General features: G+C 73.0%; 17 protein-coding genes. 11 read left to right on the top strand and 6 right to left on the bottom strand.

What is annotated here, in order from left to right:
• The first annotated feature begins 37 nt into the window (after positions 1–37).
• Positions 38–829, top strand: a complete 792-nt coding sequence (locus OG505_RS28625) for a phosphatase PAP2 family protein (RefSeq protein ID WP_405429144.1) — start codon at positions 38–40, stop codon at positions 827–829.
• Positions 830–866: 37 nt separating this feature from the next.
• Complete coding sequence (locus tag OG505_RS28620) at positions 867–1,562, top strand: phosphatase PAP2 family protein (protein WP_405429143.1); 696 nt, start codon at positions 867–869, stop codon at positions 1,560–1,562.
• A gap of 13 nt (positions 1,563–1,575) precedes the next feature.
• Here the strand turns inward: OG505_RS28620 and OG505_RS28615 are convergent, their stop codons facing one another.
• From OG505_RS28615 to OG505_RS28590, 6 genes are all read right to left on the bottom strand, one after another.
• Entirely contained in the window at positions 1,576–2,754 is a 1,179-nt protein-coding gene (locus OG505_RS28615; RefSeq protein WP_405429142.1) for a MarP family serine protease, read from the bottom strand.
• Between the two features lie 63 nt (positions 2,755–2,817).
• Positions 2,818–3,510, bottom strand: a complete 693-nt coding sequence (locus OG505_RS28610; RefSeq protein ID WP_405429141.1) for an NUDIX hydrolase — start codon at positions 3,508–3,510, stop codon at positions 2,818–2,820.
• Positions 3,507–4,190 carry a TlpA family protein disulfide reductase gene (locus OG505_RS28605; protein WP_405429140.1) on the bottom strand — a complete coding sequence of 228 codons (684 nt, stop codon included), beginning with the start codon at positions 4,188–4,190 and terminating at the stop codon, positions 3,507–3,509. The genes OG505_RS28610 and OG505_RS28605 overlap by 4 nt, the downstream gene beginning before the upstream one ends.
• Positions 4,187–4,975 (bottom strand): endonuclease III, encoded by a 789-nt coding sequence (nth, locus tag OG505_RS28600; protein ID WP_405429139.1) that lies wholly within the window; start codon positions 4,973–4,975, stop codon positions 4,187–4,189. The genes OG505_RS28605 and nth overlap by 4 nt, the downstream gene beginning before the upstream one ends.
• A gap of 41 nt (positions 4,976–5,016) precedes the next feature.
• Positions 5,017–6,195, bottom strand: a complete 1,179-nt coding sequence (locus OG505_RS28595; protein WP_405429138.1) for a CapA family protein — start codon at positions 6,193–6,195, stop codon at positions 5,017–5,019.
• 56 nt (positions 6,196–6,251) lie between these two features.
• Complete coding sequence (locus OG505_RS28590) at positions 6,252–6,914, bottom strand: adenosylcobinamide amidohydrolase (RefSeq protein WP_405429137.1); 663 nt, start codon at positions 6,912–6,914, stop codon at positions 6,252–6,254.
• 143 nt (positions 6,915–7,057) lie between these two features.
• Between OG505_RS28590 and OG505_RS28585 the strand changes: the two genes are divergently transcribed.
• The 9 genes from OG505_RS28585 to OG505_RS28545 all read left to right on the top strand — a co-directional run bounded on the left by OG505_RS28585 (position 7,058) and on the right by OG505_RS28545 (position 18,152).
• Entirely contained in the window at positions 7,058–7,735 is a 678-nt protein-coding gene (locus tag OG505_RS28585; RefSeq protein ID WP_007466162.1) for a Crp/Fnr family transcriptional regulator, read from the top strand.
• Between the two features lie 109 nt (positions 7,736–7,844).
• Positions 7,845–8,588, top strand: coding sequence for a metallophosphoesterase family protein (locus OG505_RS28580; protein ID WP_405429136.1), 744 nt, complete (start codon positions 7,845–7,847; stop codon positions 8,586–8,588).
• 355 nt (positions 8,589–8,943) lie between these two features.
• Positions 8,944–9,579, top strand: a complete 636-nt coding sequence (locus OG505_RS28575; protein ID WP_405429135.1) for a TetR/AcrR family transcriptional regulator — start codon at positions 8,944–8,946, stop codon at positions 9,577–9,579.
• Between the two features lie 37 nt (positions 9,580–9,616).
• The gene (locus OG505_RS28570) at positions 9,617–10,414 is read left to right on the top strand and encodes a TIGR03084 family metal-binding protein (protein WP_405429134.1); all 798 of its coding nucleotides are present in this window, start codon (positions 9,617–9,619) and stop codon (positions 10,412–10,414) included.
• Positions 10,415–10,470: 56 nt separating this feature from the next.
• Entirely contained in the window at positions 10,471–12,087 is a 1,617-nt protein-coding gene (locus OG505_RS28565) for an acyclic terpene utilization AtuA family protein (protein ID WP_405434773.1), read from the top strand.
• The gene (locus OG505_RS28560) at positions 12,084–13,280 is read left to right on the top strand and encodes an acyl-CoA dehydrogenase family protein (RefSeq protein WP_405429133.1); all 1,197 of its coding nucleotides are present in this window, start codon (positions 12,084–12,086) and stop codon (positions 13,278–13,280) included. The genes OG505_RS28565 and OG505_RS28560 overlap by 4 nt, the downstream gene beginning before the upstream one ends.
• Positions 13,277–14,878 (top strand): acyl-CoA carboxylase subunit beta, encoded by a 1,602-nt coding sequence (locus OG505_RS28555; RefSeq protein WP_405429132.1) that lies wholly within the window; start codon positions 13,277–13,279, stop codon positions 14,876–14,878. The genes OG505_RS28560 and OG505_RS28555 overlap by 4 nt, the downstream gene beginning before the upstream one ends.
• 68 nt (positions 14,879–14,946) lie before the next feature.
• Positions 14,947–16,992 (top strand): biotin carboxylase N-terminal domain-containing protein, encoded by a 2,046-nt coding sequence (locus OG505_RS28550; protein ID WP_405429131.1) that lies wholly within the window; start codon positions 14,947–14,949, stop codon positions 16,990–16,992.
• On the top strand, positions 16,989–18,152 hold the full coding sequence (locus OG505_RS28545; protein ID WP_405429130.1) for an acyl-CoA dehydrogenase family protein: 1,164 nt from the start codon (positions 16,989–16,991) through the stop codon (positions 18,150–18,152). Before OG505_RS28550 ends, OG505_RS28545 begins: the two co-directional genes overlap by 4 nt.

Below are 18,152 nucleotides of genomic sequence, written 5' to 3'. Positions count from 1 at the left end.
GGCCTGAAGGCCCGGCGAGTGGGGTAGAAGCGTCCGCATGAGCAGGCCCGCCGTACGTACCCTCGACACCAACCGGCGCCCGTCCTGGCGGCGCCGTCGCCTCGACCCGGACCACTCGTTGGGTCTGCGGCTGACCCTGGCGTCGACGGCGGCGTTCCTGGTGCTGGTGCCGTTCGCCCTGCTCGCGCTGCTGGTGCTCGGTGCGTGGGCGCCGCTGCACCGGCTGGACACGACGATCACCGACGCGCTGCACGACCTCGCGGTGCACCACCCGGCCTGGGTCGCGCTGATGGACGTCTGGAGTGCGGTGTTCGCGCCCATGCCGCTGCGGGTCGTGGCCCTGCTCGTGGTGATCTGGCTGCTGCGCCGCCGGGCCCGCCGGCTGGCCCTCTGGGTGACCACGACGATGGTGGTCGGCGGGTTGATGGGTCCACTGCTCAAGTTGCTCGTCGGCCGGGACCGACCGGAACTGCTCGACCCGGTGGCGCGGGCCGCCGGCTACTCGTTCCCGTCCGGGCACGCGCTGAACGCCACCCTGGCCGCCGGGGTGCTGCTGCTGGTGTTCCTGCCGTACGTCCGGCGCTGGGCCTCGCGGGTCGCGCTCTGGGTCGCCGCACTGCTGCTCACCGTGGTGACCGGGCTGAGCAGGATCGCGCTCGGTGTGCACTTCACCAGCGATGTGCTCGGCGGTTGGCTGCTCGGCGTGGCGGTGGTCACGGCGACCACCGCCGCGTTCACCAGTTGGCGGGCGCACACCGGCCTCCGACCGGTCCGGCCGGTGCGCGACGGCGTCGCGCCCGAGGTCGAGCGGCAGCCGGACAAGACCTGAGGCGTGACGACGACGCCGATCGGGTACTGGCCGGCTCATGTCCGACACCCTGGTCCAGATCGTCCGGCGGGTGCTGCTGCCGGTATCTCTCCTGTTCGGTTTCATGGTGCTGCTCGGAGTGCTGATCACTCGCGTGTTCGCCCGGACCTGGCCGTTCACCGTCGAGGACGCGGTGAATCGGCAGTTCGCCGGTGACCGCACCGGCGGCTGGAACGACGTCTCGCTGGTGTTCAGCACGCTGGCGAGCACCCAGATGATCGTCGTGGTCACCGTGCTGGTGGCGCTGGCGCTGCGGCTCTGGCTGAAGCGCTGGCGGGAGCCCCTGTTCCTGTGCGCGGCGGTGACCGCCCAGGCGCTGGTGTTCCTGCTGACCACGATGGTGATCGACCGGCAGCGGCCGGCGGTGGAGCACATGGACGCCTCGCCGCCCACGTCGAGCTTCCCGTCCGGGCACACCTCGGCGGCGGTGGCGCTCTACGTCGGTATCGCGGTGCTGATGGCCCTGCGGGCGCCCAGCACCGGAGCGAAGGTCGCCTGGTGGACGCTGCTGCTGATGGTGCCGGTGGGTGTGGCGCTGACCCGGATGTACCGGGGGATGCACCACCCGAGCGACGTGCTGGCGTCCTTCCTCAACGGCGGCACCTGCGTCGCGATCATGGTCCGGGCGGTGCTGGACCGGGGACTGCGCTGGGGGCGGACCAAGCTGCCGCTCGTCGCACCGGCCCGGACGTGATCCGGCGCGACGCTCAGGTGCAATCGCCGGTGGCGACGGCCCGGTTGCGCTCGGCGCCGGCCAGCGCCACCGGGCGGGCCTCGGCGGCGGTCACCGCGAACCCGGTGTTGGGGTCGTCCGCCGCCGCCGCGAAGATCACGCCGAGCACCAGGCCGTTGGCGGAGAGCAGCGGCCCACCGGAGTTGCCGCTGCGCACCAGAGCACGGATGGTGTAGATCTCTCGGGTGACGTCGCCGGAGGAGTAGATGTCCGGCCCCTTGATCCGGTCGACGTCCCGAACCCGGGCCGACTGCGCGTTGTACGGGCCGTCCAGCGGGAAGCCGAGCACGATGGCGTCCGAGCCGCTGCCCGCGTTGCCGGCGGCGAACCGCAGCGACGGGCCGGGCAGCCCCGGCACGAGCAGCACCGCCAGGTCGCGGTTCGGGTCGTAGACCACCACCTGACCGTCGTACCGCTCCCCGCCCAGCTCCACCGCCACCGATCGGGTGCCGGCGACCACGTGGGCGTTGGTCATGACCCGGTCGTCGGCGTACACGAAGCCGGAGCCCTCGATGCGGCGCGAACAACTGGGCGCGGAGCCGAGCACCTTGACCACCGAACGTTGACCGTTGACCACCACCTGGGAGCCGGCCAGCGCCGGGTCGGGCGGGTCGACCTGCCGGGCCCGGGTGGGCGTGAGACCACCGAAGACGTCCGGGAAACCGTCGGTGTCGACGGTGTCCTCCAGGGCGGTGGAGAGCCGGTGCGCCTCCTCCGGCAGGACCCCGTTCACCACGCTGATCAGCGCGCTGTTGCGCACCGCGGCGGCGAGCCAGGGCACCGACGACGACCCGAGCGGCACAGCGACCAGCCAGGCCAGCAGGAGCACCGCGAACAGTGAGACGAACGCCCCGCCGATGTCGTCGATCCGCCGACCCACGTCGCTGGTGATCGTCTTGCGCAGGTGCGAGCCGAGCCAGCCGGCGAGCGCCTGCCCGATCACTGCCAACCCGAAGATCGCCACCAGTGAGATCAGCACCCGGGTGCCGGCGTCGACGAACTGCCGGGCGAACAGCGGCCCGAGTTGCAGGCCGAGCAGCAGCCCCAGAAAGAAACCGGACAGCGACGTGATGCCGATGACGAAACCCTGGCGGTATCCGCTGATCGCGAACACGAGCATGAGCAGCAGCAGAACGAGATCCACGACGGACACGGGTCCAGCGTACGGGCAGCGCGCCCACCGGATGACCACCGCTTGCGGAAGGTGACCGCGTGATCAGCGCAGGGCGGTCTCGTCGACCTCTTCGGTGCCGGCCGACGGCGCGGGAGTGGCCCCCGTGGGCGGCAGCTCGACCAGCCGGCCGGGCGACCACGGGCGGGCCCAGCCGCCCATGTCCAGCAGGGCCGCCAGCACTCCGGCGGTGAAGCCCCAGACGAGCATGCCGCGCGCCGAGAACGCCGGCCCCACCCAGCCGCTGGGGTGGCGGACCCGCAGCCGGTTCGCCGGGTCGACCAGCTCGCGGACCGGCAGTCGCGCCACGTGCGCCACCTCGGCGGGCTCGGCCGGGTGCACCGGGTGCGGGTCGTGCCACCAGGCCAACACGGGGGTGACCACGAAGTCGCTGACCGGGATCCACAACTTCGGCAGCTCGGCCAGCACGGTGACGCTGGCCGGGTCGAGGCCGACCTCCTCGTTCGCCTCGCGCAGCGCGGTGGCCCGGACGTCGGCGTCCTCCGGGTCGGCCGCCCCGCCGGGGAAGGCCGGCTGACCGGCGTGGTTGCGCAGGGTGGCGGCCCGTTGCAGGACCAGCACGTCGGGGCCGAGGCCGGGCTGCTCACCGAGGAGCACCAGCACGGCGCTCTCCCGGCCGCCCTCGGCGGGGGTGGTCAGCCGGGTGAAGTCCTCGGCGCGGGCGGTGCCCAGCCGGGTCAGCAACGGCTCGATCCAGCTCGGCGGTCGACGGGTCACGCCGACACCACCAGCCCGAGATGTTGGCGGACCAGCTTGGCGAGCTGGGCGTCGTCGAGCGCCCCACTGACGTCGATGTGTCGGACCCGACCGTCGGCGTCGACAAAGATGGTCATGGGGAAGAACATCCGCTCCAGCTCGCGTTGCAGGGCTTCGCCCTGGTCGACCAGGACCGGGAAGCGGATGCCGAAATCCTCACCGATGGACCGGGCCGCGCTGCGGGTGTCCCGGCTGTTGACCCCGAGCACCTGGAGCTGGCCGGCGGCCCGCTCGCTGAGGCGTTGGAAGGCGGGCAGCTCCTTCTGGCACGGCGGGCACCAGGAGGCCCACACGTTGATCACCGCCGGCCCGGCCACGTCCCGCAGCGCGATGGGGGCGCCGCCGGTGAAGCAGGGCAGGGTCAGCTCCGGCAACGCCTGTCCGCCGCCAGGTGCCGCGCCGGACGTGGCCGGGGTCGCGACGCCGCTGTCGGGAGCCGTGGTGCCCGAGCCGGGCGCGGCCGGGGTCGCGGCGCCGGGTGGCGTGGCCGTGGGTGCCGTGCTCAGCGCGGCGCAGTCCCGGAATGGCGACGGGCGCTCGGCGGCGGCCGGCCGGGGTGCGGGGTCGTCGGCCGGGCCGCCGGTGCAGCCGGCGACGGCCAGCAGCAGCGGCAGGACGAGCAGGGCGAGCCGCCGGTTCACGGCACCTCCGCCGCGACCGCCTGGGCGGGAACCAGCTCCGGATCGACGCCGGCGGCCACCGCCAGATCGCGCGCCCGGGGGCCCTTGAGCAGCTTGGCGGCGGCGGCCGGTTCGGTCGGGCCGGTGCCGTACGTGGGGCACAGCTTCGCGAGCGTGCACGCCCCGCAGGCGGGCTTGCGGGCGTGGCAGACCCGTCGCCCGTGGAAGATGATCCGGTGCGACAGCATGGTCCAGTCGCGCTTCGGGTAGAGCGCGCCGATCGCGTGCTCGATCTTGACCGGGTCGGTTTCGGTGGTCAGCCGCCACCGGTGCACCAGCCGCTGGAAGTGCGTGTCGACCGTGATGCCGGGGACGTCGAAGGCGTTGCCGAGAATGACGTTGGCGGTCTTGCGGCCGATCCCGGGAAGCGTCACCAGGTCGACGAGCCGGCCGGGGACCTGACCGTCGTACCGGTCGACGAGGGCCTGCCCGAGCTTGAGCAGCGAATCGGTCTTGTTGCGGTAGAAGCCGGTGGGCCGGATCAGCTCCTCCATCTCGCCCCGGTCGGCCCCGGCGTACGCGGCGGCGGTCGGATAGCGGGCGAAGAGCTTCGGGGTGACCTCGTTGACCTTCTTGTCGGTGCACTGCGCCGAGAGGATGGTGGCGACGGCCAACTCCAGAGCGTTGGAGTGATCGAGCTCACAGTGCGCGTCGGGGTGCGTCTCGGTCAGCACCCGGCCGATCTTGCGGGCACGACGTGTGCGCCCGAGGTCGGTCTCGCTGGCGCCGGGAGGGCTACTGGTCACGACGGTCAGCCTACGTCGCGCCCCGGACGTTCCTTCTCGGGTCAACCCGCCGTCGGCGCGGTGATCCTGCCCTGCCCGTCGAACCGGGCCCCGCCCTTTGGGAAGTCGGTGCGGCTCAGCTCGGTGACCAGGCCCAGGCCGCGGTCGCCCGGGTCCATCGTCGGCTTGCCGGCGGAGTTCATGTACGTCGAGGTGAACGTGCCGCCGGCCCAACTCCCGTCCGGCTTGAGCGACACCTTCAGCACACCGCCCCAGCCCAGCCGCCCGGTGTTGCTCAGCGAGTTGCCGCCACCGGCGAAGTTGCCCAGGCTGTACGCGATCAGGCGGCCCTGGTAGAACTCCATCCCCCGCAGCACGTGCGGGCCGTGCCCGACGATCAGGTCGGCCCCGGCGTCGATCATGGCGTGCGAGAACTTCACCGGATCGCCCCGGTTCTCACCCAGGAACATCTCGGTGCCCGGCTTCACCCGGGTCTTGTCCGCTCCCTCGCCGCCCATGTGCACCTGCACCACGACCAGGTCGGCCATGGTGGCCGCCTTGGCGACCACCGTCTTCGCCGTGGCGATGTCGACCAGGCTGTTGGACCAGACGTACGACGAGAAACCCACCACGGCCACCTTGACGCCCTTGACGTCGACCACCGTGATCTGGTCCGGGGCGCCGGTGTGCTCCAGGTCGTACTTCTCCAGCGCCTTCTGCGTGTTCTCGTAGCCCTTCGGCCCATAGTCGTAGCCGTGGTTGTTGGCCTGGTTGAGCACCTTGAAGCCGGCGTCGCGCAGGTGCGCGGCGTACTCCGGTGGGGCCCGGAACTGGAAGCAGCGGGTGGAGTTGGCCCCGCACTTGCCGGTGCCGGTGTCCACCGTCAGCGGCTCCTCCAGGTTGCCCATCACCAGGTCGGCCTTGAGCGCCTGCGTGACCGAGTCGAAGAAGCCCTTGCCGCCGGCGGCGGGCAGCCGGCTCGGCGCGTTGCCCATGATGATGTCGCCGGTGGCGGAGAGCGAGATAGCACCGCCCCCACCCGACGCCGACGCACCGCCGCTGGCCTTCGGGCCCGCCGTGCTCACCGGCGCTCCGGTGCCACCACCACCGGCGCCGGGCTGCCACACCGGGGCCTCCCCGCTGTCGGCACAGCCGGCGACGAGCAGGGCGGCCAGCAGCGCCGCGAGGCCGAGGGCGACGCGGCGGAACGGGCGGGGCGCGAGGGGGGCGGAAGCGTACATCGTCCGCGACCATACCGGTCCCGCAACGCGCCGACGAGGGCCGATCGGTTGGAAGTTCAGCCGGTTACCCGGTCCGACCAGGGCACGACCGGCCGGTCTGCGCCCGCGCGCACGGCGGCGTGTACGGCTCGGGCCAGCGGGGCGCCCCAGGTGGAACGCGGCCCGCCGTACGCGGCCTGGGGCCCGTCCATCGGACAGAGCACGGTGACCGAGTCGGTGGGGGTGCCCGTCCCAAGCAACCCCAACTCGACGATCGCCTGGGTCTTCGCCTCGGTGGCGGTGGCGACGGCGTTGACCAGCGCCGAGTCGGCGAGCCGGGCCGGCACGTACACCACGATGTTGACCGTGCCCACCCGCTGGGCGAGCGCGGCCGGTTCCGGCGCGGCGGCGGGCACCGGGGTGCCGAGCCCGACCGTCGCCCAGGCCCGCACCCCGGTGTCGGTCCGGGCGACCACCTCGGTCACGTCGACGCCGGTCAGCAGACCCACCCCGGGCCCGTCGAGGGCCAGGTCCGCGGCGAGCGCGGTCAGGTGGGCGGCGGGGTCGTCCCGGTCGTACGACATGGGCACGGTCGCGTTCAGCACCCAGTGCCGGACACCGATCCCACCGCCGAGCGGGCCGCTGCTGACCGCTCGCAGGGGCCCGTCGGCCCGCCAGACGAGCAGCGGAATGTGCCGCCCGTCCTCGGCGCGGCTGGTCAGAGTCGGATCGCTCAGCACGTCGGGCAGGCTACGCTCACCGTCCAAGATTCCAGGGGCGACCTCTGATTCGTGCTCACATGCGCCTAGACTTGGCGGCGCGCGAGGGGATCAGCGGACGGCGGCCCCGGCCGACGGACGGCACGCGTAACCGGAGGTGCGCGATGGATGAGGTACTGGCCCGCAGCGGGATCTTCCAGGGTGTCGACCCGGAAGCTGCCGAGGCGCTCGCCAAGGAGATGGAGACGATCGAAGTCCGCAAGGGCGAGATCGTCTTCAATGAGGGCGAGCCCGGCGACAGCCTCTACATCCTGCTGTCCGGGAAGATCAAGGTCGGCCGCCGGGCGGCGGACGGCCGGCAGAACCTGATCGCGGTGATGGGGCCGTCGGACATGGTTGGTGAGCTGTCGCTCTTCGACCCGGGTCCGCGTACGGCGACCGCCACCGCGGTGACCGACACCCGGCTGGTGCGGCTGCGCAAGCAGGCGCTGCGGCCGTGGCTCAACAACCGCCCGGAGATCGCCGAGCAGCTGCTCCGGGTGCTTGCCCGGCGGCTGCGTCGGACCAACGACTCGCTCGCCGACCTGATCTTCACGGACGTGCCGGGCCGGGTCGCGAAGAACCTGCTCCAGATGGCCGGCCGGTTCGGCACGCGCGATGGCGGCGTGCTGCGCGTGACGCACGACCTCACCCAGGAGGAGATCGCCCAGCTCGTCGGCGCTTCCCGGGAGACGGTCAACAAGGCGCTCGCCGACTTCGCCTCGCGCGGCTGGCTGCGGCTGGACGGCAAGAGCATCATCATCCTGGACCCGGAGCGCCTGGCCCGCCGCGCCCGCGTCTGAGCGGTACGTCCCGTCCCCGCCTGCCGTCACCGACGGGAGGCGGGGACGTTTTCGTCTGCCGCGCGCAGAATCGCTGGTGTGCGCACGCCAGCTCGGTGAGGGTGGGGCAATGCCGAACCGCGTCGCCGTCCTCTCCGACATCCATGGCGTACTGCCCGCGCTGGAGGCCGTCCTGGCCGAGCCGGACGTCGCCGCCGCCGACCTCATCGTGCTGACCGGTGACATCGCGTCCGGCCCGCAGCCGGTCGAGGTGCTGGACGTGCTCGCCGACCTGGGTGACCAGGTCTGCTGGGTGGGCGGCAACTGCGAACGTGAGCTGGTCGACGCACGGGCCGGCCGGCCCGCCGCTCTCGAGGTGTCCAACTGGGCGGCCGGGCAGCTCCGCGACGATCAGGTGGCCCGGCTCGCCGCGCTGCCGACGACCGTGACGTTGGAGATCGACGGCCTCGGCCCGACACTGTTCTGCCACGCGACGCCCCGCGACGACGAGGAGATGGTGCTCGTCGACTCTCGGATGGCGCGCTGGGCGGAGGTGTTCGCGGGCCTGCCCGCCGAGGTCGGGACGGTGGTCTGCGGCCACACCCACATGCCGTTCACCCGGCTGGTCGACCGGCGCCTGGTGGTCAACCCGGGCAGCATCGGCATGCCGTACGGGGGTGCGGGCGCGTGGTGGGCGCTGCTCGGTCCGGGCGTCCAGCTGCGCCGCACCGCCTTCGACGTGGACGCGGCCTGCGCCCGGGTGGCGACGGAGTCGACCTTCCCCGACGCCGCCGCCTGGGCCGATGAGTACCTGCGCTCCCAGCACAGCGACGCCGACGCCCTCGCCGTCTTCGGCCCCCGCGACGGCCGCTGACCCACACCGACCCGACGCCGCACATCCCCTCGACACCGCACGTAGCCGCGGATCCGAGCGACCCCGGACGTAGCCGCGGATCCGGGCGAATCAGCTGAGGTCGGTGGACCTCCCCCCGCTGCCTGTAGAGCTGCCCTGGATCTGGGGCAGACCAGGTGTCGCTGCCGCCCCACCCGTGGGGCAGCTCGACAGGGCTCGGGCAGGGGCAGATGGCGCATCGCCGCTGCCCCACTCATGGGGCAGCTCGACAGGGGCCGGGCAGGGCAGTCGCGGTCAGCTCGACCGGGGCACGGTCGCCGGCCAGCCATAAAAAGTCAGTCTTGACTGTTTGTTTCGGAGGCCGCAGGCTGTTGCCGTGTCCGCCGCATCCACGTCCGCCGCATCCACGTCCGCCGCCGCGACGCGTGTTCCCCAGCAGGAGCGCAGTCGCGCGACCCAGGCCCGCCTGCTGGAGGCGACCGTCGACTGCCTGATCGATCATGGCTGGTCCGGCACCACGACCACCGTCGTGGCGGCGCGGGCCGGTGTCTCGCGGGGTGCGCAGCTGCACCACTACCCGACGAAGGCCGCGCTGGTCACGGCCGCCGTCGCCCATCTGGCCGAACGCCGGGCCAACGAGCTGCGCACCGAGGCTGAGGCGTTGCCGGCCGGCCCGCAGCGGCTGGACCGGGTGATCGACCTGCTCGGGGTGGCCTTCACCGGGCCCCTCTTCGTCGCCGCGCTCGAACTGTGGGTGGCCGCCCGCACCGACCCGGAGCTCCGCGACGCCCTGGTCCCGCTGGAGGCGACGGTCGGCCGGGAGATGCACCGGCTCACCGTCGCCCTGCTCGGGGTCGACGAGCGTCGTCCCGGCGTCCGCGAAGCCGTGCAGGCCACCCTCGACCTGCTGCGCGGGCTCGGGGTGGCCAACCTGCTCAGTGACGACTCGGCCCGCCGTGCCGCCCTGCTCGTCACCTGGAAACGCCAGCTAGCCACCCTCCTCACGCCCTGACCCCGGCCACACCGGCCCAGCAACGACCGGAGGCATCATGGTCGACCTCAGTGACCTGCTCGCGGATCTGGCCGCCGAGTCCGCCGACCTGGACGCGTTGGTGGCGCCGCTGCCGGCGGCCGACTGGGCCCGCCCGACCCCGGCGGCGGGCTGGAGCATCGGGCACCAGATCGCCCACCTCGCCTGGACCGACCACGTGGCGCTGCTGGCCGCCACCGACGCCGAAGCCTTCTACGAGACGGTGACGGCCGCGCCGGACCCGAACCGGATGGTCGACGCGGGCGCCGAGGCGTTTCTCGCCCCGCCCGTCGACCTGCTCGCCCGCTGGCGGGCCGGACGGGCGGCGCTCAGCGACGCGCTCGCCGCGGTCCCGGCCAGCGAGAAGCTGCCCTGGTACGGCACCCGGATGTCGGCCGCCTCGATGGCGACCGCCCGGATCATGGAGACCTGGGCGCACGGTGCGGACGTGGCCGACGCCCTCGGTGTCGTCCGCCCCGCCACCGACCGCCTCCGGCACGTGGCGCACCTCGGTGTGCGTACTCTCGGGCACGGTTTCGCCGTCCACGGCCGACCGGCACCGGCGGCGCCGGTCCGGGTCGAGTTGACCGGACCCGGCGGGGAGACGTGGACCTGGGGCCCGGCGGACGCCGCCGACCGCCTGAGTGGCCCCCTCCTGGACTTCTGCCTGCTCGTCACCCGCCGCCGCCACCGGGCGGACCTCGCCCTGCTGGCCAGGGGTCCCGTCGCCGACGAGTGGCTCGACGTGGCGCAGGCGTTCGCCGGGCCGCCGGGCACCGGGCGCGAACCGTCCAGCCGAGGCGGAGTCCCGGCGTGATCCGCATCGGCAACGCCTCCGGCTTCTACGGTGACCGGTTCACCGCCTGGCGGGAAATGCTCGACGGCGGCGAGCTGGACGTGCTGACCGGTGACTACCTGGCCGAGCTGACCATGCTGATCCTCGGTCGGGACCGGCTGCGCGACCCCGACCTCGGCTACGCGAAGACGTTCCTGCGCCAGCTGGAGACGTGCCTGGGCACGGCCCTCGACCGGGGGGTGCGGATCGTGACCAACGCCGGCGGGCTGAATCCGGCCGGTCTGGCCGCCGCCATCGAGGCGCTCGCCGCCCGTCTGGGCCTGTCGGCCCAGGTGGGGCACGTCGAGGGCGACGCGCTCCAGCGGCCCGACGCGCTCACCGCGAACGCGTATCTGGGCGCGTTCGGGATCGCCGCCTGCCTCGACGCCGGTGCGGACGTGGTGGTCACCGGCCGAGTCACCGACGCGTCGTTGGTGGTCGGACCGGCCATCGCCCGGTACGGGTGGGGTCGCGACGACCTCGACGAGCTGGCCGGGGCGACCGTCGCCGGGCACCTCCTGGAGTGCGGCGCGCAGGTCACCGGCGGCAACTTCAGCTTCTTCACCGAACTGCCCGACGGCGGGCACCGCCCCGGCTTCCCGATCGCCGAGGTGCACTCCGACGGCTCGTCCGTGGTCACCAAGCATCCAGGCACCGGCGGCGCGGTCACCGTGGAGACCGTCACCGCCCAGCTGCTCTACGAGGTCGGCGGGCCGGCGTACCTGGGGCCGGACGTGGTCACCCGGCTGGACTCCGTGACGCTGCGTCCCGACGGGCCGGACCGGGTCCGGATCTCCGGCGTCCGGGGCACCCCGCCGCCGGCGACGCTCAAGGTGGGCGTCAACAACCTCGGCGGCTTCCGGAACTCGATGACGTTCGTCCTCTGTGGGCTGGACATCGAGGCGAAGGCGGCCCTGGTGCGGGGGCAGATCGAGGAGGTGGTGGGCACGGACGGGTTGGAGTTCACGCTGGCCCGCACCGACCACCCGGACGCCGCCGACACCGAGGTGGCCAGCGCCCTGCTGCACGTACACCTGCGCGACGGCGACCGGGCGCGCGCCGGGCGGGCCTTCTCGGCCGCCGCGGTGGAGCTGGCGCTGGCCTCCTACCCGGGCTGCACGCTGACCACCCTCCCGGGCGACGCGACACCGTACGGCGTCTTCACCGCCGACACCGTGCCGCAGGACGAGGTCGCGCACGTCGCGGTCCGGCCCGGCGGTGAGCGGGTGCCGATCGCCCCACCGGTCCGCACCGCCGCCATAGTGCAGGACGAGACCGCACCGGGCGGCGGTGCGGCGGTCGACGGCCCGACCCGGCGCGGTGTGCTCGGCGAACTGGTCGGCGCGCGCTCGGGTGACAAGGGCGGTGACGCCAACCTCGGTGTCTGGGCCCGAACCGATGCCGGGTACGCGTGGCTGCGCGCCTGGTTGACCGTCGAGCGGCTGGCCGAGCTGCTGCCGGAGACGGCGCCGCTGTCGGTGCGGCGCTACGAGCTGCCGAACCTGCGGGCTGTCAACTTCGTGATCGAGGGCCTGCTGGGGGCCGGGGTGGCCGCGTCCACCCGGTTCGACCCGCAGGCCAAGGCGCTCGGTGAGCTGCTGCGCGCCAGGATCGTCGACCTGCCCGCCGAGGTGCCGACGGGGGTGGCGCGATGAGCATCGTGGACACTCCCGAACGGCGGCAGCTGCGCGAGTTGACCCGGGCCTTCGTGACCCGGGAGGTGCTGCCGCACCTGGACGACTGGGAGCGGGCCGGCGAGGTCCCCCGTGCCCTGCACGCGACCGCTGCGAAGCTCGGCCTGCTCGGCATCGGCTTTCCCGAGTCGGTGGGCGGCAGCGGCGGTGACCTGCTCGACTCGATCATCGTGACGGAGGAGCTGATCCGCTCGGGTGGCTCGTCCGGCCTGGTCGCGGCCCTGTTCACGCACGGCATCGCGTTGCCGCACGTGGTCGCCGCGGCCGGCGCCCGCACCGGCGGGTCGCTGGGCGGCCGGCTCGGCGGCACCCGGTCGCCCGCCGACGACGGCCTCCTCGAGCGGTACGTCCGGCCCACCCTGGCCGGCACGATGATCGGCGCGTTGGCGATCACCGAGCCGGACGGCGGCTCCGACGTGGCAGGCATCCGCACGACCGCCCGCCGCGACGGCGACCACTACGTGGTGAACGGGTCGAAGACGTACATCACCAGCGGGCACCGGGCCGACTTCGTGACCACCGCGGTGTGCACAGATTTCCCCGGCAGCGGTGAACTGACCCTGCTCGTCATCGACAAGGGGTCGCCCGGGTTCACGGTGGGGCGCCGACTGGAGAAGCTGGGCTGGCACTGCTCGGACACGGCGGAGCTGTCGTTCGTCGACGTGCGGGTGCCGGTGGCCAACCGGATCGGCGCCGAGAACACCGGCTTCCTGGCGATCATGCAGCACTTCGCCGCCGAGCGACTGTCGCTGGCGACCCAGGCGTACGCGACGGCGCAGCGCTGTGTCGAGCTGGCGGTGCGCTGGTGCCGGGACCGGGAGACCTTCGGACGTCCGCTGGCCAGCCGGCAGCTGGTCCGGCACCGGCTGGCCGAGATGCACACCCGCGCCGAGGCGGCCCGGTCGTACGTGCACGAGGTGGCCGTCCGGGTGGCTGCGGGCGAGCCGGTGGTGACCGAGGTGGCGATGGCCAAGAACGTCGCGGTGGCCGCCTGCGACCAGGTCGTCGACCAGGCGCTGCAACTGCACGGTGGCTTCGGCTATCTGCGTGACGCCGAGGTGGAGCGGCACTACCGCGATGCCCGGATCCTCGGCATCGGCGGCGGCACCACCGAGATCATGAACGAGATCATCGCGAAGGGCATCGGCCTGTGACGATTCTGGACAGCGCGGTTGACCTGGCCGCACCGGGGTACGTGGCGAACCGGGCGGCGTTACTGGAACGGCTGGCCGAGCTGGACGCGGCGCTGGACCAGGCCCGGGCGGGCGGCGGCGAGAAGTACGTGTCCCGGCACCACAAGCGCGGCAAGATGCTTCCCCGGGAGCGGATCGAGCTGCTGGTGGACGCCGACAGCCCGTTTCTGGAGCTGTCGCCGGTCGCCGCGTACGGCACGGACTTCCCGGTCGGGGCCAGCGTGGTCACCGGCATCGGCGTGGTCGAGGGCGTGGAGTGCCTGATCGTCGCCAACGACCCGACGGTACGCGGCGGCGCGGTCAACCCGTGGTCGCTCGCGAAGACCCGGCGGGCCGGCGAGATCGCCCTGGCCAACCGGCTGCCGATGGTCAATTTAGTCGAGTCGGCCGGGGCGGACCTGCCCACCCAGGCGGAGATCTTCATCCCGGGTGGCCGGGTGTTCCGGGACCTGACGCGGCTCTCGGCGGCGGGCATCCCCACGGTCAGCGTGGTCTTCGGCAACGCCACGGCCGGTGGCGCGTACGTGCCGGGGATGTCCGACCACGTGATCATGATTCGGGACCGGTCGCAGGTCTACCTGGCCGGGCCGCCGCTGGTGAAGATGGCGACCGGCGAGGTCACCGACGACGAGTCGCTGGGTGGCGCGGCGATGCACGCCGGCACGTCCGGGCTCGCCGATTACCTGGCCGAGGACGAGCGCGACGGCATCCGGTTGGCCCGGCAGTGCGTCCGCCGGCTCAACTGGCGCAAGCAGGGGCCGTCGCCACGTACGGCCGTGCCGCAGCCGCCGAAGTACGACCCGGAGGAGCTGCTGGGCATCGTCAGCGCCGATCTGAAGGTGCCGTTCGACCCGCGCGAGGTGCTGGCCCGGATCCTGGACGGCAGCGATTTCGACGAGTTCAAGCCGGCGTACGGGGACGCGCTGGTCACCGGCTGGGGGGAGCTGCACGGCTACCCGGTGGGGGTGTTGGCGAACGCCCGGGGGGTGCTGTTCAGCGCGGAGGCGCAGAAGGCGGCCCAGTTCATCCAGCTCGCGAACACCTCGGACACCCCGCTGATCTTCCTGCAGAACACCACCGGCTACATGGTCGGCACCGAGTACGAGCAGCGCGGCATCATCAAGCACGGCGCGTTGATGATCAACGCGGTGTCGAACTCGACGGTGCCGCACCTGACGGTGAACCTGGGCGCCTCGTACGGGGCCGGCAACTACGGCATGTGCGGGCGGGCGTACGAGCCGAGGTTCCTGTTCACCTGGCCGAACGCGAAGTCGGCGGTGATGGGCCCGGCGCAGCTCGCCGGGGTGCTCTCCATCGTGGCCCGGCAGGCCGCCGCCGCCCGGGGCCGGGACTACGACGAGGAGTCCGACGCGGCGATGCGGATGATGGTCGAGCAGCAGATCGAGTCGCAGTCCGGCGCGCTCTTCCTCTCCGGCCGGCTCTACGACGACGGGGTGATCGACCCCCGGGACACCCGCACGGTTCTCGGGCTCTGCCTCTCGGCGATCCACAACGTACCGGTGAGGGGCGCCGACGGCTTCGGCGTCTTCCGGATGTGACCCGTGAGCGCGCGGAACGCAGCGAAGCGGAGTCCCGCAGTCGCGAACGAGAGGCAGGCTCGGCGCCAATGATTCAGAAACTCCTCGTGGCCAACCGGGGCGAGATCGCCCGCCGGGTCTTCGCCACCTGCCGCGCGATGGGCGTGCAGACCGTCGCCGTGCACTCCGACGCGGACGCCGACGCGCCGTTCGTCGCCGAGGCCGATCTGGCCGTACGCCTGCCGGGGAGTTCGCCGGCCGAGACGTACCTGCGGGTGGATCTGATCCTGGACGCGGCCCGGCGCAGCGGCGCGGACGCCGTCCACCCCGGCTACGGCTTCCTCGCCGAGAACGCCGAGTTCGCGGCGGCGGTGACCGACGCGGGGCTGACCTGGGTCGGGCCGCCGGCCAAGGTGATCGCCGCGATGGGTGACAAGCTGGCGGCGAAGGCGCTGCTCGCCGAGGCGGGCGTGCCGATGCTGCCGAGCTGGACCGACGCCGACGAGGTCACCGCCTTCCCGGTGCTGGTGAAGGCATCCGCGGGCGGCGGCGGCCGGGGCATGCGGATCGTGCGGGACGCGGACGAGCTGGCCGAGGCCGTCGCCAGCGCCAGCCGGGAGGCGGCTGCCGCGTTCGGCGACGGCACGGTCTTCATCGAGCGGTACGTCGAGCGTGGTCGGCACGTCGAGGTGCAGATCTTCGGCGACTCGCACGGCACGGTGGCCGCCCTCGGGGTGCGCGAGTGCTCGATCCAGCGCCGACACCAGAAGATCATCGAGGAGGCCCCCGGGGTGCTTCCGGGAGAGCTGCGGCCGGCGCTGCACGAGGCGGCGGTGTCCGCCGGACGTGCCGTCGACTACGTGGGCGCCGGCACTGTGGAGTTCCTGCTGGCCCCGACCGGTGAGTTCTTCTTCCTTGAGATGAACACCCGGTTGCAGGTGGAGCACCCGGTCACTGAGCTGACCGTCCCCGTCGGGCTCGACCTGGTCCGGTGGCAACTGCTGGTCGCCGAGGGCGTGCCGCTGCCGGAGCACCTGCACGAGCCGGGCGTACGCGGCTACGCGATCGAGGTGCGGTTGTGCGCCGAGGACCCGGCGCAGGGCTGGCGACCCGCGACGGGTGTGCTGCGCCGGTTCGCGGTGCCGGGGGTGGAGCGGGAGTTCGGTGGCCTCCAGCGCGCCGGCCTGCGGCTGGACTCCGGCGTCTGGACGGGCTCCGAGGTGAGCGTGCACTACGACTCCATGCTCGCCAAGCTGGTCGCCTGGGCGCCGTCCCGGGCCGAGGCGGCCCGGGCACTGGCCGGCGCGCTGACCCGGGCCGAGCTGCACGGGGTGGCCACCAACCGCGATCTGCTGGTCCGGGTGCTGCGCAGCCCGGAGTTCGCGGCCGCGGAGATCGACACCGGTTTCCTGGACCGGCACCCCGAGGTCTTCGGGCCGCTGCTGCCCGCCGATCAGCTTCCGCTGATCACCCTGGCGGCCGCACTGGCGGGTGCGGCCCAGCGTCGAGCGACCGCGCCGGTGCTGAGCGGGCTGCCCTCCGGCTGGCGCAACGTGCCCGCCGTCCCGCAGGTCAGCCGCTTCACGGGGCCGGACGGCGAGATCGAGGTCCACTACCGTCTGGACCGCACCGGCCAACTCGCCGACTGGTCCGCAGCGCCGCCCGGGGACGCAGCGGTGTTGGAGGCGACGCCGCCGACAGTAGCGCTGGTGGAGGTCACCCCGGACCGGGTGGTGCTCGACGTCGACGGGGTTCGGCGCGCGTACCGCGTACACCGGGTGAGGTCGGAGGTCTTCGTGGACGGCCCGGACGGGGCGGCGAGCCTCGTCGAGCTGCCGCGCCTCCCGCTGCCCACGGCGGCGGTGGCGGCCGGGTCGCTGCTCGCGCCGCTGCCCGGCGCGGTGACCCGGGTGCACGTCCAGGTCGGCCAGCGGGTCACGGCCGGCGATCCACTGCTCACGCTGGAAGCGATGAAGCTGGAACATCCCGTGCTGGCCCCGACCGACGGCGTGGTCACCGAACTACCGGTGCCGGCCGGCGGTCAGGTGCGCACCGGCGCCGTCCTGGCCGTCATCGACGGCTCCCCCGCAAGCGGCGACCCGGAGTCGTCGAATCCCGAGGAGGACCCCCGATGACCTTCGACCTCACCCCCGAGCAGGACCAGCTCCGCGACGCCGTGCGGGCCTTGGGCCGCCGGTACGGCCACGGCTACTTCGTCGAGAAGGCGAAGGCCGGTGAGCACACCACCGAGTTGTGGGCCGAGGCCGGACGGCTCGGCTATCTGGGGGTGAACATCCCCACCGAGTACGGCGGCGGGGGCGGCGGCATCACCGAGCTGGCCATCGTCTGCGAGGAGCTGGCGGCGGCGGGGTGCCCGCTGCTGCTGCTGGTGGTCTCCCCCGCCATCGCGGCGACCGTGCTCGCCCGGCACGGCACCGAGGAGCAGCGCAAACGGCACCTGCCCGGCCTCGCGGACGGCTCGGCGAAGATCGTCTTCGCGATCACCGAGCCGGAGGCCGGTTCCAACTTCCACCGGCTCGGCACGGTGGCCCGCCGCGACGGCGACGACTGGCTGCTCAACGGCCGCAAGTGCTACATCTCCGGGGTCGACGAGGCCGGGCACGTCCTGGTGGTGGCCCGGACCGAGGATTCCTCCACCGGCAGGTTGAAGCCGGCGCTGTTCCTGGTGCCGACCGACGCGGCCGGGCTGACCCGGTCCAAGCTGGACATGGAGATCGTCTCTCCGGAGAACCAGTTCCTGCTCTACCTCGACGACGTGCGGGTGCCCGCCGACGCGCTGGTCGGCGAATCCCTGGACGCCGGGCTGCCCGCGCTCTTCGCCGGGCTCAACCCGGAGCGGATCACGGTCGCCGCGATGGGAGCCGGCACCGGCCGGTACGCCATCGAGCGGGCCAGCGAGTACACCGCCACCCGCAAGGTGTGGGGTGGCCGGAGCATCGGCTCGCACCAGGGGGTGGCGCATCCGCTCGCCCACGCGGCGGTGCAGGTGGAGCTGGCCCGCCTGATGATCCAGAAGGCGGCCACCCGGTACGACGCAGGCCGTGACCTGGAGGCCGGGGTGGCCGGCAACATGGCCAAGTACGCGGCCGGGGAGGCCGCCGCGCTCGCCGTGGACACCGCCGTGCAGGCCCTCGGCGGGGCGGGCATGACCACCGAGTACGGGGTGGCCACCCTGCTCGGGGCGGTCCGGGCCGGGCGGATCGCCCCGGTCAGCCGCGAGATGATCCTGAACTTCGTCGCCCAGCACGTCCTCGGCCAGGACAAGTCCTACTGA

It is taken from the genome of Micromonospora sp. NBC_00617, assembly GCF_045161355.1.
GTDB lineage: Bacteria > Actinomycetota > Actinomycetes > Mycobacteriales > Micromonosporaceae > Micromonospora.
This window is presented reverse-complemented; position numbering and strand designations above follow the sequence as displayed.